This is a genomic window from Actinoplanes sp. NPDC051346, assembly GCF_040682215.1.
Lineage (GTDB): Bacteria > Actinomycetota > Actinomycetes > Mycobacteriales > Micromonosporaceae > Actinoplanes.
The window spans coordinates 260,377-273,274 of sequence record NZ_JBFBAJ010000001.1 but is presented as its reverse complement, the minus strand read 5'-3'; the positions used below and the strand labels follow the sequence as shown (position 1 = coordinate 273,274).

Here is a 12,898-nt window from a genome sequence, read left to right as displayed (position 1 = left end):
TAGTTTCCCCGACGAAACGGTCGGATCGGTGATTGCGGGGGTGCGCGTGACGGGCTGGCAGGAGGCGCTGGAGCGCCAGACCCGTGCGCGGGCGAAGGCCGGCCTCACCCGCACGCTGCGGCCCCGCGCCGCCGACGACACCGTCGTCGACCTGGCCGGCAACGACTATCTCGGCCTCGCGGTCCACCCCGAGGTGGTGGCCGCGGCGGTCGAGGCACTGCGGGCGTACGGGCTGGGCGCCACCGGCTCGCGGCTGGTCCGAGGCTCCACGATGCCCCACGCGGACCTCGAGTCGGATCTCGCACAGTGGCTGGGTTTTCCGCGGGCGCTGGTCTATTCGTCGGGCTTCCTGGCCAACCTCGGCGCGATCAGGGCCCTCGCCGGTCCCGGCACGCTGCTGGTCTCCGACCGCTACAACCACGCGTCCCTGATCGACGGTTGCCGAAGCTCGGGCGCCGAAGTGGTCGTCGCGCCGCACGCCGATCCGGCGGCGCTGGAAAGGATTCTCGCGGCGCACCCCGGGCGCGCCGCCGTCTTCGTCACCGAATCGGTCTTCTCCGTCGACGGCGACCTCGCCCCGCTCGCCGAGCTGTACGACGTCACGTCCGCGCACGGCGCGCTGATGCTCGTCGACGACGCCCACGCGCTCGGCCTGCTCGGCGACCAGGGCGCGGGCGGCGTCGCGGCGGCCGGCCTGGCCGGCGCCGAGGACGTGGTCGTCACGGCGACGCTCTCCAAGTCCCTGGGCGGTGCGGGCGGCGTCGTCGCGGGCCCCGAGCCGCTGTTCCGACACCTCGTCGACACCGGCCGCACGTTCATCTACGACACGGCGCCGCCGCCCGCGGTGGTCGCCGGGGTGCACGCGGCCCTGCGCATCGCCCGCGACGCCGACGACCGGCGTGCGACCCTCCGGGCCCGCGCCGACCTCACCGTGCGGCGGCTGCGCGCGGCCGGCTTCGAGATCTCCTCGCCGGCGGCGGGCGTGCTGTCGGTTCTCGCCCCCGGCCCGGAGGCCGCCCTCGCCTGGGCGGCGGACTGCCGTGACCGGGACATCGCGGTGGGCTGCTTCCGGCCGCCGTCCACACCGGACGGCACGTCCCGGCTACGACTGACCCTGAACGCGGGAACCCCGGCGGCGGACTTCGACCGCGCCCTGGACGTGATCGTGGAGTGCGCACCATGACGACCGGCGACCAGACCGCTCCCCCGCAGTCCCCGGAGGAGAAGCCCCGCCCGGTCTCGCCCGCGCCACTGTCCCCCGCGCCGCTTGCCCCGGACCGGCCCGCGCCGCTGCCGGAGGCGCCCGTCTCGCCCGGGGTCGGGCCCGCCGACCCCGCCGACGCCGAGCTCACCGACGCCGGCCTCACCGATGCCGACCTCGCCACGCTGACCGTGCCGGTGCCCGAGGCCGAGCGGGCCGCGCCCGCCGCCGAGCCCCGCCCCCGGCCCGAGCAACCCGGGGAGTGGCGCGGCGTCGTGCTCGTCACCGGCACGGACACCGAGGTCGGCAAGACCATCGTCACGGCGGCCGTGGCCGCCGCCGCGCAGGCCGCCGGGCTGAGGGTCGCGGTGGTCAAGCCCGGACAGACGGGCACCGTCCTCGGCGGTCCCACCGACATCGACACGGTCACCCACCTCGCCGCCCCGCACACCTGCCGCACCCTCGCGTCCTACCCGGAACCGCTGGCGCCCCTGGCCGCGGCGCGGATCGCCGGCATGGCGCCGCTGGAGCTCTACGAGGTGGTCGACGCCATCCGGGCCGAGTCGGCCAAGCACGACCTCGTGCTCGTCGAGGGCGCCGGCGGCCTGCTGGTGCCGATGGGCATCCGGCCCTCCGGCGACGCGTGGACGCTGGCCGACCTGGCGACCACGCTGGGCGTGCAGACGATCGTGGTGGCGCGCGCCGGCCTCGGCACGCTCAACCACACCGCGCTCACCCTGGAGGCGCTCGACCGTCGCGGCGTGCCGGCCAAGGTGGTCCTCGGCGCCTGGCCGGCGGAGCCCGAACTGGTCCACTGGGCCAACCTGACCGAGTTGGTCCCCCACCTCGTCGGCGCCCTCCCGGACGGCGCGGGCCAGATGGAACCGGGCGTCTTCCAACGCTCCGCGCCGGGCTGGCTCACCCCGTCCCTCTACGGCGTCCTCGACGACTGGCGCGTCTGGGCCGACGACATCAGCTGACCTCGCCCGAAGCCCGGACCGGGGGTTTTCCGCCCGGCGCCGCCCGGCCGTCACCGTCTGTCGCTAGCGTGTGGGTCTCATGATCCGTACGCCCTGGGAGCGGAAACTGTCGTGGATGGCATAGGCGGGCAGGTCGTGCTCGTGCTCGTGCTCGTACTGGTGAACGCCGCCTTCTCCGGCAGCGAGATGGCCCTCGTGTCGCTGCGCGACAGCCAGATCCACAAGCTGGAGCGCACGTCCAGGGCCGGGCAGGTGCTCGCCCGGCTCACCCGCGACCCCAACCGGTTCCTGGCGACGATCCAGATCGGTATCACCCTGGCCGGCTTCCTCGCCTCGGCCGCCGCCGCGGTGTCCCTGTCCGAGCCGCTGATCGAGCCGCTGGGCTTCCTGGGCGCCGCCGCCCGGCCGGCCGCCATCGTGCTGGTCACGATCGCACTGACCTTCGTCACGCTGGTGATCGGGGAACTCGCGCCGAAACGGATCGCGATGCAGCGTACGGAAGGATGGGCCCTGCTCGTGGCCCGCCCGCTGGACCTGCTCTCGACGGTCTCGCGCCCGGCGGTCTGGCTGCTGAGCGCGGCAACCGACCTCGTGGTGCGGCTGGCCGGCGGCGACCCGCGGGCGCAACGCGAAGAGGTCACCACCGAGGAGATCCGCGACATGGTCGCCGCCCAGCAGGACTTCTCCGCCGAGCAGCGCACGATCATCTCGGGCGCGTTCGAGATCGCCGACCGGATCCTGCGGGAAATCCTCGTGCCCCGCCGCGACGTCGTCTCCCTCGCCACCGGCCTCCGCTGCCGGGACGCCCTCGACCAGCTCATCGCGGGCGGCCACACCCGGGCCCCCGTGGTCGGCCCCGCCGGCCTCGACGACGTGATCGGCGTGGTCCACCTCCGCGACCTCGTCGCCGCCGAGGGCCCGGTCGACGCGGTGGCCCGCCCGGGTCTCTTCCTGCCGGAAACCCTGCGGGTCTCCGACGCCCTGCGCCAGCTCCGCGCGGAACGCCAGCAACTGGCCATGGTCGTCGACGAACGCGGCGCCATCGACGGCATCGTGACAATGGAGGACCTGGTCGAGGAGATCGTCGGCGAGATCTACGACGAAACCGACCGCGACGTCCAGGCCGTCGTCAAGGAACCGGACGGCGCCCTGCTCATGGCGGGCTCCTTCCCGATCCACGACCTGCCGGACATCGGCTTCGACGGCACCAACCAGGACGAGGGCGACTACACCACGATCGCGGGCATGGTCCTGGCCTCCCTCGGCCACATCCCGACCGCGCCGGGCGAGATCGTCACCCTGCCCGAATTCACCGCCGAGGTGGTCGAGGTAACCGGCCGCGCCATCACCCGGATCCGCCTGCGCCCCCTCTCCCGCGCCGACGACTGAAACCCGAACGGCTCATGCCTGTTTCCTCGCCAGCTCGCCGCGCCGATCGGCCGGGATGCCCCACTCCCTCATCACATCGTGAACATCGCCCTCGTGACACTCGAGAGCGACGAACCGCCCTTTGCCCCATGCCGACACGGCCGAGATGTCGAGGCTGGTGTTGCCGAGCCTTACCCCGATCTCTACATCGTCAGGGAAGGACGAGAGGTGGGCCAACAAGTCATCACGCTTCATCGGACGGGCACCCTTCTTCACATGCAGCGGATTGCCAGATGTCGAGCATGATGGGCGGCTGACGGGTCGCCCCTATTGTCGTGGTGCCGGAGAGGGGAGGTCGCAGCGGCTCATGGATCGCGCTCCCTAGAGCAAGGCATCCCGTGGGCTGCTCCGGTCTCCTCACGGCAGACCTTAGTGCTACCTATACTAAGGTCACAAGATATCTGGCATGCCCATTCGCGCATCATCCGACCTAGGTATGCCCGGTGCCTCTGCACTGAGAATCAGGGAGCATGAGGAGCGCTGACAGGAGAAGGGGTCCATTGTGAGTGAACTTCGCTCGAGCAGCTCCGATCGCTACACCACTTCGCAGCAGGAAGACTCCTGGGCCGCTGACGCCGCGGCGCAGGGAAAGGTCGGCACGCAGCGTCTCATCGCCGTCGAGATTGGCCCACCGACAGATGAGGTGCATCATGCGCTCCGCTTGCCACCCGGCGCGGAGATCGTGGTCCGGCGCCGGCTGATCCTCGCCGACGAGACACCTGTCGAGATCGCTGCGTCGTATTACCCGGCCAGCATCGCCGTCGACACCCCCATGGCCGAGAACAAGAAGGTTCGCGGCGGTGCGGTCCGCATCCTTGCCGAGGCCGGCTATCCGCTGGACGAGTCCGTCGAGCGAGTCACCGCGGAACGGCCGACCCCCGAGGATGTCGCCCTGCTCGACATCGCCGACGACGAACCCCTGATCGTCATCCGTCGCGTCAGCGCACCCACGGGCCGCGAGCCGGTGGAGTATGCCGTCAACCGCATGGTCGGCAGCCGAGTCGAGCCGCTCGAATACCGCCTGCGAAACATCGGAAGGTGAACCAACCGCACACAGCCCAGGACGACGGCGTCCGGCAGCGGCAGCAGCAGATCGCTGCGAATCTGCGCGCCCTCATATTGTCCGGCGACCTCCGCCCCGGCGATCGCGTGCCGTCCACATCCGATCTTGTGGCCGAGTACGGCGTCACCGACAAGACGGTCCAGCGGGCGCTCGCCATTCTCAAGGCGGAGCGGTTCGTTGAGGGACAGAAGGGCCGAGGCGTATTCGTTACCACCCAGGTCCCCACTGTCGTCCGCGCCAGCCACTATCCCGTCACTTCATCGGAGGAGCCCTACGCGTGGATCGCTGACAACGCGTCACGAGGGCGAGCCGGCAGCATCGTGCTCCTGCATGTAGGTGAGGTGCCTGCTCCGGCCCAGGTGGCAGCAGCCTTCGATCTTGAGATAGGCACGCCTGTCACGGTCCGGCACCAGTTGCTCAGTCTGGACGGCGAGCCGGTCGAACTGGTGTGGTCGTACTACCCGAGCAACGTCGCGCGGGGAACCCGGTTGGCGGAAGCTCGCAAGATCCGAGGTGGAACGCCGGCGGTGCTCTCCGAGTTGGGCTACCCGCCGCACCACGCGATCGATCAAGTCTCGGCGCGCCTGGCAACGGTCGAGGAGTTCATTGCGCTCAGATTGCCCCAGGACATGCCGGTGCTCCGACAGTTACGGGTGGTCTTCACCGATGACGACAGGCCTATCGAAGTGACAGTCATGGTGAAGGCCGGCCAGCACTTCGAGGTCCGGTACGCACTGCCAAAGCCGGAGTAGTTCCAGACTGACCGCCTGCCTGCGCCGCCCCGGCCTCGTCGTGCTCACCGACGCACCCGGTGCCGGCCGAGGCGCCGCGGGTCAACGGTGCCGCCGGTTTGACGGCACAGGCGAAGCCCTCTATGTTTTGTTGAGCAGTCGTTCAACAAAGGGGTTGGCATGGGTCGTCGACCAACATGGAATGAGCCGGAGCTCCTGCGGTCGGTGATGGCGGTGTTCCGCCGCAAGGGCTTCGCGCACACGTCCGTCCGGGACCTGGAGGAGGCGACCGGGCTGCACCCGGGCAGCCTCTATAAGGCATACGGCAACAAGGAAGGCCTGTTCACCGCGGCACTGGCGGCCTACAACGAACAGGTGGCCGCCCGCCGGGTGCGGACTCACCTCGACGAGACCGAGCCGCCGCTGCGCGGCCTCCACACGTTCTTCGTCTCGACCTTCGACAGCGGGGAGGAAGCCAACCCGGGCTGCCTGCTGACCAACACCGCGGTCGAGGCGCCCGCCCTCGCCGGCGTCGGCCGGGACGGGGTCGCGGCGGGCCTGGAGCTGATCGAGGCCGGTTTCCGGCGACTGCTGGAGCGGGCCGTCACCGCCGGCGACCTCGCCGCGAGCACCCCGACCGACCAGCGCGCCGCCGAGCTACTGGCTTTCTACCAAGGGGTACTGGTGCTGGTGCGGTTCGGCACGCCCCCGGCCAGGCTCGCCGGCATCGTGGCCCACGCCCTGCCCGCCCTCCTCACCCAGGAAGCCCACTGACCATGCTCACCGACACCTGGCACGCCCACACCGGACCCGGGGCAGAGTGAGCACCGCCGACCCCGCCACCCTGGAGTCCCTCATGGACCGACTGGCGGCACTGATGCCCGTGCGGACCCGCGGCTTCTTCGGTGGAACCGCCCTGGTCTGCGACGCCACGCAGTTCGCCATGGTCATGGGCACCACCGTGTACTTCGTCGTGGACGACGAGACCCGATCCCGCTATCAGGCCGCCGGCTCCGAACCTTTCACGTATCTCACCGCTCGCGGGCCGATCACCGTGGGCCGATACCACGCCCTTCCTCCCCAGGTCCTCGACGACCCCGATGCCTTGCACGCCTGGGCCGACCGCGCCGTCCAGTCCGCCAGGAACGCCCCAGCCGGGGGCCGGCGGCGGACCACCCGATAGCTCCCCCTCACCCTTTGGAAGGAAACCCCATGCCCGCACGGATCCTGCTCGCTCTGACCAGCCACGGCCAACTGGCCGACACCGGCCGACGCACCGGCTTCTACGTCTCCGAGGCGGCCCACCCCTGGCGGGTCTTCCATGCCGCCGGCCACCAGGTGGACATCGTGTCCGTACGCGGTGGACAGCCACCGCAGGACGGCCTGGACCCGAGCGACCCGGTGCAGACGGAGTTCCTGTCCGACCCGGCCGTAACCGCTCAATTGAGCGCTACTCCCAGCACTGGCGACATCGACGCCAGCGCATACGACGCGATCCTCTACGTCGGCGGCCACGGCACCATGTGGGACTTCCCCCACGACGAGCAACTCGCCGCCCTCGGCCGCGGCATCTACGAGTCCGGCGGCGTCGTCGCCGCTGTCTGCCACGGCCCGGCCGGCCTCCTGCCGCTGACCCTGTCCGACGGCAGCCACCTCATCGCCGGAAAACGGGTCACCGGCTTCAGCAACAGCGAGGAGGAGGCCGTCGGCCTCACCGCCGCGGTGCCGTTCCTCCTCCAGAACCGCCTGCGGGATCTGGGCGGCGACTACCGCAGCGGACCCGACTTCGCACCACACGTCGTCACCGACGGACGGCTGGTCACCGGCCAGAACCCGGCCTCGGCCGACGGCGTCGCGCGCGCGGTCCTGGACGCTCTGCACGCCGCCGCGCGCTGATCCCTCGCGCTTGTGAGATCCGTGGTCAGCGGCGGCCCGCCGGCGCTCGGTCGCGAGGGGTTTGGGCGAGAACTGGCCCCGGTCTCGCGTCAACGGCTGCCGGTCGTGTGGCGGGCGGCCTGACGGAGGTCGATGTCCTCGATCAGCTCTCGGGCGATCTCCTCGGTGATCTGCCGCTTCATCGCCGCCCGCGCCAGGGCGAGCCGTTGCGCCTCGAACGACTCGTCGAGGTCCGTGGACGGCAAGGCGGCCGTCTCCTCGACGATCCGACGGGCTTGCTCGCGCATCTTCTCCTCGTGGGCGCGCTCGGCGGTGAGGTCGAAGCCGAGTCGGCGGGCCAGCCAGCCGACCGTGGTGCCCTGGATGAGCACGGTGCCGAGGGTGACGATCAGGGCGATGGCCTGGATGGCGTCGCGGCCCGGGAACGGGGCGCCGGAGGCGGTGTGTTCGGGGATGGCGGCCGCCGCCACCAGGGTGAGGATGCCGCGCATGCCGGTCCAGCCGACCAGGACGGTTTCCTTGATTGTCGGCGGCGGCAGGGGTGGACCCCCACGACCTCGGGCGTTGCGCCCCCGCCGGGAGGGGCGGACCGGGCGCGGGCCGCGTCGCTCGGCCGCGCGGTTGGCCAGGGTCCATTTGCTGAACAGGCCGAAGACCGCCAGCATCCGGAACACGATCGCCGCGACGAGGAGGACGCCGGCCGCGATGAGGGTGCGGGCCAGGCCCGGGTCTTCGGCATGGGCGAGGTCGTCGACGACGAATTTCAACTGCAGGCCGATGTACGCGCAGACGAACGTCTCCAACAGGAAGTCGACGACCCGCCAGACCTGTTCCTCCTGGAGGCGGGTCCGGTAGCCGCCGGCGTACTGGTGCTTGGGGTCCAGGGTGAGGTTGATGCTCATCGAGAAGGCCGCGCTGACCACGGCGACGATGCCCGAGGCGTGGACCTCTTCGGCGGCGAGGAAGGCGGTGAACGGCAGCAGGAGCGACAGCGATGTTTCCAGCGGCGGGTTGCCGAGGCGTTTGCGGATCACCAGCCCGGCCGCGGCGAACAGGACCCCGATCGCCAGCCCGATCGAGGCGTTGCGCAGCAACGCCAGGAGACCGCCGGACCAGGTGGCCTGCTCGCCGTTGACGGCGGCCACCGCGAGGCTGAACAGAGTGAGCGCGGTCGCGTCGTTGACCAGGCTTTCGCCGGTGAGGATCGAGGTGACCCGCTTCGGCAGGCCGATCTCGTCACCGTGGGAGACCGTGGTGATGGTGTCCGGCGGCGCGAGCACCGTGCCGAGCACGAACGCGGCGGCAAGGCCGATCGACGGCAGCAGCAGGGTGGAGAGCCAGCCGAGCATGCCGGCGCTGAGCACCACGAGGAGCACGCCGAGGTAGATGATCGCCCGGAGGTTGGCGCGGAAGTTGGAGAGCGACGCTCCCCGCGTGGCCGAGTAGAGCAGTGGCGGGATCACCACGGCGAGGATCAGGTGGCTGTCGAGCTGCAGCCGCGGTACGCCGGGAATGAACGACGCCGCGGCGGCGAGCACCACGATGACCCAGCCGGGTTCGATCCGGTGGCGGCGGGCGAGGGCGGTGACCCCGATGCCGACGCCGATGATGAGCAGAATCTGGACGCCGTTCACCGGGCCACCTTAGGGCCCGGTGGATCATGGGATCGGTCAGGTCCGGCGTTCGGGCGGCCGGGGTGAGGGTGGTGCGGGGAGTTCTTCCACCGGGTCCAGCGGAATTGTCACGGTTTCCCCCACCGGCACCGTCACCGAGGATCCATAGTGGTCGAAGGCCAGGTCAGCGCCGGTGACCGCATAGGTGACCTCGGCGCCGGTCACCGTGACCCGCAGCCTGCTGTCCCGCCAGCGCAGGCGGAAGCTCAAGCGGGGCAGGCAACTCGGCAGGCGCGGCGCGAACGACAGGCGGCCGCCGTGGTCGCGCAGGCCGCCGAAGCCCTGCACGAGCGCGATCCAGGCGCCCGCGCACGCGGCGATGTGCAGGCCGTCTCCGCTGGCTTCACCACCGGAGCGCAGGTCCAGCAGGGCCGCCTCCGCGAGGTAGTCGTAGGCCAGCCGGAGGTGCCCGGTCTCCGCCGCCAGGACCGCCTGGGCCGGCGCCGACAACGACGAGTCCCGGACCGTACGGGCCTCGTAGTAGGCGAAGTTGCGCCGCTTCTCCTCGGCGGTGAAGGCGTCGCCGCGCAGCATCATGGCCAGCACCAGGTCGGCCTGCTTCACCACCTGGCGGCGGTAGAGGTCGAGGTAGGGGAAGTTCAGCATGAGCGGGTAGTCGTCGTCCTTGGTGGCGTCGAAGTCCCACTCCTGCAGGCGGGTGAACCCGCTGTGCTGTTCATGGACTCCGCGGCGGGGGGCGTACGGAATGAAGAGCCGCCGCGCCGCCGCCCGCCATGCGCCGATCTCCTCGGCGGTGACCCCGGCGATGCCGAGGCGCTCGACGGCGGAGGCGGCGCCGAGCAGGTTGTGTTGCGCCATCAGGTTGGTGAAGACGTTGTCGTCGACGAGCGCGGTGTACTCGTCGGGGCCGGTCACCCCGTCGATGTGGTGGACGCCCTCGTCGTCGGCGTGCGTGACCCGGCACCACAGGCGGGCGGTCTCCACCAGGATCTCCGCGCCGGCCTCGCGCAGGAACTCCTCGTCGCCGGTCGCCGCGACGTATCGCAGCACCGCGGCGGCGATGTCCGCGTTGACGTGCAGGGCCGCCGTCCCGGCCGGCCAGTATCCCGAGCACTCGGCGCCGCTGATCGTCCGCCACGGGTATGCCGCCCCGGCCAGGCGCAGCTCCCGGGCCCGGTCGCGGGCCGCGTCCAGCGTCGCGTGCCGCCAGCGCAGGGCGAGACCCACACAGGCCGGATGGGTGTACGTCAGAACGGGCAGCACGAACGCCTCGGTGTCCCACAGCACGTGGCCGTCGTAGCCGTTGCCGGTCAGCCCCTTGGCGGCGATCGGGTGGGGGCCGGCCTGAGCACCCGCCTGCAGCACGTGGAAGAGCCCGAACCGCACGCCCTGCTGCACCTCGGGGTCGCCGTCCACCTCGACATCGGCCGTCTCCCAGAAGTCGTCCAGGTATTCCCGCTGCCGCGCCAGCAGCGCGTCGAAGCCCCACCGTACGGCCTCGTCCCGCGCGGCGAGCGCGTTGTCCACAGGGTCCTGCACGCCCCACGCGTAGGCGAGAAACTTGTCCAGCCGCAGGGGTTCCCCGGGTTCCAGCGTGGTGCTGACCACGGCCCGGATGCGGTCCGGTTCCGACGACCTGGTGACGGGAGGCCCGACATGGGCGACGGCCGAGGCGACTTCGATGCCGCTGCGACGGGTGCGATGCAGCAACACATCGGGCGAGTGCGACGACGACCTCAGCGGCGAGTGCAGGGTCGCGGAGGCGCGCGGGTCGTCGCGGGGTTCTGGCTGCTCCTCGTTGGCGATCAGGTCCGACTCGATCCGGATCCGCACCGGACGCTCCAGCGCCTCCACCTCGTAGCGGATCGCCGCGACCGCCGGGTGCGGAAAGGAAACCACGCGCACACTGCTCACCCGGATCGCCGCGCCCGACTCGGAGACCCACTCCACGTCGCGCCGCAGCGTGCCGGCCCGCAAGTCGAGGCAGCGCTCGTGGCGGCGCACCGTTGCGGTGCGCACGTCGAAGCGCTCGTCGTCGACGGTCAGCACGATGGGCTTGCCGTTAGGCGCGTCGACGATGGTCTCGGTGCGCTCCGGATAGCCGTAACCGGCCTCGGGATAGTCGAGATCCCGCTGTTCGCGCAGCGAGTTGAGATAGGTGCCGGGCATCCCGCACGGCCCCTCGTCGAGGTTGCCCCGCAGACCGATGTGCCCGTTGGCCAGGGCGAAAACGGATTCCGCCTGGCGCAGAGCCGACATGCTCAGCGCATCGCGGGACAGCGCGGTCTCGCGGACGGCCCAGGGCTCCGCGGGTCCCAGGTCACGCACCGGCCAGCTCCCGCACGCGCTTCTCCAGGTCGTCCATCCGCAGGTCGGGGCGCCCACCCGGGTGACCGACGGTCGCACCGGACGCCGCCACCGCCCAGCGGGCCGCGCTCGGGTTGTCGTCGCCGCGCAGCAGCGCGGCGGTCAGCGCCGCCGTGAAGGCGTCCCCTCCCCCGGTCGTGTCGGCGACCCGCTCGTCGGTGAGCGGCAGCAGCACCTGCCCGTCGCGCCACACGAAGAGGTTGCCGTCGCCGGTGCCCAGCGCCAGCAGGCGTGGCCCCTTCGCCAGGATGCTTCGCGCCTTCTCCACCGTCGGGGTGCCGCCGAGCAGCAATTCCGCCTCCTGATCATCGGCTCGCACCACGTCGGCGGCGGCGAGCAGTTCGTCCCGGCGGCCCCGCGGCACGCCGTCCAGCACGACCAGCCGGCCCGCGTCGTGCCCGATCCGGGCGGCGGCCAGCGCGGCCGCGGGTGGCTGCTGCAACTGCACGAGTACGGCGTCAGCGCCGGCCAACACCGCACCGGCCGCCACGACATCATGCTCGGTGAGCAGGACCGCCTCGGGCAGATGCTGGACATAACGCCACCGGCCGTCGGCGTCGAGCAGCTCCACGATCAGCCCGGTGAGCGTGTTGCGGCGGCGGACGACCGCCGTGACGTCGATGCCGTCGCGCCGCGCCTGGTCGAGCAGCACGTCGCCGATGACGTCGTCGCCGGCCACCGCCACCAGCCGGGGCCGCACGCCGAGCTGCGCGAGCCCCACCGCCTGGTTGGCGCCCTTGCCGCCGAGCTGCTCGCGCCGTTCGGTGGCATCGCCGGCGCTCCCCGCCCGGGGAACAGCGTCGACGGACAGGACGAGATCGCGCGCGAGTTGCCCCACTACGGCCGCTACCGGTGTGTTCACGACGATCTAGTACCCCGACAGTTTGTGCGACATTCCCCCGTAGGGCGTACCGTCCGGGCGATTGGCCGCTCGCGGGCATTGCGGCCGCCCCCGGGAGCCTCATTAGGCTCACAGTGACCACGAGCGATCAATGCGTGAGGGGTACACCCGTGACGAACAGCAGCCCGGTGTCCGGCGGGGCTTACGAATATCTGGACAACATCAGCCCCGACGAGCAGCGGCGGTTGGAGGCCGTGCGCCGCTACCGTCTGGTGGATCAGCCGGTCGAGGACGCCTACGACCGCATCGCCTTCGTGGCGGGCGCCATCTTCGACACCCCGATCGCGACGGTGTCCCTGGTGGAGCAGGACCGCGTCTGGCTCGCCGCCTGCCAGGGCCTCAGCGGCGTCCGGGAGGTGGGCAAGGAACCGGGCCTGTGCGCGTCGGTCATCGCCCAGGACGACGTCTACGTGATCAACAACGCGGCGATCGATCCCCGCACCCTGGAACACCCGCTGGTCCGGGGCGAGCTGGGACTGCGGTTCTACGCGGCCGCCCCGATCCGCACCCACGACGGCTACCGCCTCGGCACGGTCAACGTGATCGACAACCGTCCCCGGGAGGCGACCCAGCGCCAGCTCAAGGCCCTGGAGCACCTGGCCTCGATGGTCTCGGACGAGCTGGAACTGCGCCTGATGGTGATCCGCAGCGCCGCCGCCGAACAGCGCATGCGGGACACGGTGAGCTAAGGCCCACG

General features: G+C 71.3%; 13 protein-coding genes. 9 read left to right on the top strand and 4 right to left on the bottom strand.

The window, feature by feature from the left end; translation table 11 throughout:
- Nucleotides 1–46: 46 nt before the first annotated feature.
- The 3 genes from AB0M36_RS01235 (at nucleotide 47) to AB0M36_RS01225 (ending at nucleotide 3,570) form a co-directional block, all read left to right on the top strand.
- Nucleotides 47–1,183, top strand: a complete 1,137-nt coding sequence (locus AB0M36_RS01235; RefSeq protein WP_364152182.1) for an 8-amino-7-oxononanoate synthase — start codon at nucleotides 47–49, stop codon at nucleotides 1,181–1,183.
- A gap of 293 nt (nucleotides 1,184–1,476) precedes the next feature.
- A complete protein-coding gene (gene bioD / locus AB0M36_RS01230; protein WP_364152179.1) occupies nucleotides 1,477–2,181 on the top strand; it encodes a dethiobiotin synthase in 705 nt (234 codons plus the stop codon).
- Nucleotides 2,182–2,292: 111 nt separating this feature from the next.
- Nucleotides 2,293–3,570, top strand: coding sequence for a hemolysin family protein (locus AB0M36_RS01225; protein ID WP_364150555.1), 1,278 nt, complete (start codon nucleotides 2,293–2,295; stop codon nucleotides 3,568–3,570).
- A gap of 12 nt (nucleotides 3,571–3,582) precedes the next feature.
- Here the strand turns inward: AB0M36_RS01225 and AB0M36_RS01220 are convergent, their stop codons facing one another.
- A complete protein-coding gene (locus AB0M36_RS01220; RefSeq protein ID WP_364150552.1) occupies nucleotides 3,583–3,804 on the bottom strand; it encodes a hypothetical protein in 222 nt (73 codons plus the stop codon).
- 307 nt (nucleotides 3,805–4,111) lie between these two features.
- Here AB0M36_RS01220 and AB0M36_RS01215 point away from each other — a divergent pair, with 307 nt between their 5' ends.
- The 5 genes from AB0M36_RS01215 (at nucleotide 4,112) to AB0M36_RS01195 (ending at nucleotide 7,299) form a co-directional block, all read left to right on the top strand.
- Entirely contained in the window at nucleotides 4,112–4,651 is a 540-nt protein-coding gene (locus AB0M36_RS01215) for a UTRA domain-containing protein (protein WP_364150550.1), read from the top strand.
- On the top strand, nucleotides 4,648–5,424 hold the full coding sequence (locus tag AB0M36_RS01210) for a GntR family transcriptional regulator (RefSeq protein ID WP_364150547.1): 777 nt from the start codon (nucleotides 4,648–4,650) through the stop codon (nucleotides 5,422–5,424). Before AB0M36_RS01215 ends, AB0M36_RS01210 begins: the two co-directional genes overlap by 4 nt.
- 159 nt (nucleotides 5,425–5,583) lie before the next feature.
- Nucleotides 5,584–6,177, top strand: coding sequence for a TetR/AcrR family transcriptional regulator (locus tag AB0M36_RS01205; RefSeq protein WP_364150545.1), 594 nt, complete (start codon nucleotides 5,584–5,586; stop codon nucleotides 6,175–6,177).
- 46 nt (nucleotides 6,178–6,223) lie between these two features.
- Nucleotides 6,224–6,586 carry a TfoX/Sxy family protein gene (locus AB0M36_RS01200; protein ID WP_364150542.1) on the top strand — a complete coding sequence of 121 codons (363 nt, stop codon included), beginning with the start codon at nucleotides 6,224–6,226 and terminating at the stop codon, nucleotides 6,584–6,586.
- Between the two features lie 29 nt (nucleotides 6,587–6,615).
- Nucleotides 6,616–7,299 carry a type 1 glutamine amidotransferase domain-containing protein gene (locus AB0M36_RS01195; protein WP_364150539.1) on the top strand — a complete coding sequence of 228 codons (684 nt, stop codon included), beginning with the start codon at nucleotides 6,616–6,618 and terminating at the stop codon, nucleotides 7,297–7,299.
- Between the two features lie 89 nt (nucleotides 7,300–7,388).
- Here AB0M36_RS01195 and AB0M36_RS01190 read toward each other — a convergent pair whose 3' ends face one another.
- Genes AB0M36_RS01190 through AB0M36_RS01180 form a run of 3 tightly spaced genes read right to left on the bottom strand, consistent with a single transcriptional unit; the run spans nucleotide 7,389 to nucleotide 12,162 of the window.
- Nucleotides 7,389–8,933 (bottom strand): sodium:proton antiporter, encoded by a 1,545-nt coding sequence (locus AB0M36_RS01190; protein ID WP_364150537.1) that lies wholly within the window; start codon nucleotides 8,931–8,933, stop codon nucleotides 7,389–7,391.
- A 36-nt stretch (nucleotides 8,934–8,969) separates the two neighbouring features.
- A complete protein-coding gene (locus AB0M36_RS01185) occupies nucleotides 8,970–11,261 on the bottom strand; it encodes a glycosyl hydrolase family 65 protein (protein ID WP_364150535.1) in 2,292 nt (763 codons plus the stop codon).
- The gene (locus tag AB0M36_RS01180) at nucleotides 11,254–12,162 is read right to left on the bottom strand and encodes a PfkB family carbohydrate kinase (RefSeq protein ID WP_364150532.1); all 909 of its coding nucleotides are present in this window, start codon (nucleotides 12,160–12,162) and stop codon (nucleotides 11,254–11,256) included. Before AB0M36_RS01180 ends, AB0M36_RS01185 begins: the two co-directional genes overlap by 8 nt.
- 149 nt (nucleotides 12,163–12,311) lie before the next feature.
- On the opposite strand from AB0M36_RS01180, the gene AB0M36_RS01175 reads away from it, so the two are divergent.
- The gene (locus AB0M36_RS01175) at nucleotides 12,312–12,890 is read left to right on the top strand and encodes a GAF domain-containing protein (RefSeq protein WP_364150530.1); all 579 of its coding nucleotides are present in this window, start codon (nucleotides 12,312–12,314) and stop codon (nucleotides 12,888–12,890) included.
- Nucleotides 12,891–12,898 lie beyond the last annotated feature (8 nt).

Coding starts and splice junctions, on each gene's coding strand:
- AB0M36_RS01220 (WP_364150552.1), bottom strand. CDS start 3,804: ATGAAGCGTGATGACTTGTTGGCCCACCTCTCGTCCTTCCCTGACGAT.
- AB0M36_RS01205 (WP_364150545.1), top strand. CDS start 5,584: ATGGGTCGTCGACCAACATGGAATGAGCCGGAGCTCCTGCGGTCGGTG.
- AB0M36_RS01195 (WP_364150539.1), top strand. CDS start 6,616: ATGCCCGCACGGATCCTGCTCGCTCTGACCAGCCACGGCCAACTGGCC.